At 31.2% G+C, this 1424-nt stretch carries 1 protein-coding gene; it reads left to right on the top strand.

The window, feature by feature from the left end; translation table 11 throughout:
- Nucleotides 1-154: 154 nt before the first annotated feature.
- Nucleotides 155-1424: helix-turn-helix domain-containing protein (locus tag BD31_RS03165; RefSeq protein WP_158641220.1), on the top strand; the 1270-nt coding region annotated here is incomplete at its 3' end.

Genomic DNA, 1424 nt, shown 5'->3' with positions numbered 1-1424 from the left:
TTCAAAAAAATTGGACAATAATGAACGAAGAAAAGTAGAAGATGAATTGAAAAAACTTGGCTATGTATAATTTTTAAATGGAAAATCCATTGAAAATATACCAAGAATATAATAGGTAGAAATTTCTACATCAATCAATTTGATGGAAGAAGAAATGAGTCCTGTACCTGATCTATATCACGTTCGTTCAGGCAATAATTTTCTTGGCATTCTTAATGATATTAAACGAAGACCCGAGGATGCTGCAAATGAATTAGGCATTTCTTTAAATGAAATAAACTCAATAATCTCAGGTAGAAAAAAGATTTCTCCAGAATTAATCGAAAAAGCAGTGAAAATTTGGCCCGTAAATGAAAGGGATTTTTACATAATTTCTGATGATTGCCCTACGGGTGTTTTAATAATGTCATCTGATGAATCCAAAAAAACATCTAGAATTATGGAGAGGGCAGGAAAACCTTACTATGAATATAGGGATACGGCAATGAGTAAAACTGCACCTTTTAGACCTGAATGGATTTTAGAGTTATGCAAAGTAAAAGACAATGATCCAAACAATCCTGAAGTTCAGTGGAATAACGGACATTTTATGCATCAGTTTACTTATTTCATTGGTCAAGTAAATTTTTATTTTAAGGGAGATGATGGTAAAAAACATGTTGCAGTAATGAATACTGGTGATTCTATGTATATCACTCCATTTACACCTCACACATTTACAACTAGAGACGGTTCACAATCTAATGGATTAATTTTAGCATTGACTTATGGAAGTAAGCTTACAGGTGATGTACAACAAGAAATTTCATTATTGCCAATAAATTCAGGATCTAATTATGCATTGGATTTTAGCAGCAAAGAACGATCTAGCTCATCTTTGATCAATTATTACTACAAGATATCCAATCTTTCAATGGATGAATTTGAAAAAAGAACCAACATTTCAAAAACTAGTTTAACCAGCTATCTAGAGAAAAATGAAATACCATCATTTGAAGATTTAGAAAAAATTGCTAAAGCCCTTAATGTCAATTGTAGAGATTTGATGTCAAATGATAAGATTGAATCTAAAGTAATTGTAAAACATCATGATGAATCCAATTCTTGGTCTTATCCTGAGAATTCTAAAACATATGACTTTCTTCAACTTGCATCAACCACTGCTTTACCTCATTCAAAAGCATTTGAAATAATCACCAAAGAATCCCAAGATGAAACTCTTGATCTAAACATTGGTCTTCATCAATATGTCTATAATGTAGGCGACACTCCTGTCTTGTTAAGTTGGCATTATGATGAAAAATTATTTAAAAAGTCTCTAAATCCAGGAGATTCTGCATACATCAAACCTTTTGTGGCCCATAATTTTAGAAATAAAGGAAAACTTTTGAATTTAAGAATAGGTGGAAAGATCAATGGAGATT

It is taken from the genome of Candidatus Nitrosopumilus salarius BD31, from assembly GCF_000242875.2.
Taxonomy (GTDB): Archaea; Thermoproteota; Nitrososphaeria; order Nitrososphaerales; family Nitrosopumilaceae; genus Nitrosopumilus; species Nitrosopumilus salarius.
The sequence above is the reverse complement of the archived record's forward strand: the minus strand, read 5'-3'. Positions and strand labels throughout refer to the sequence as shown.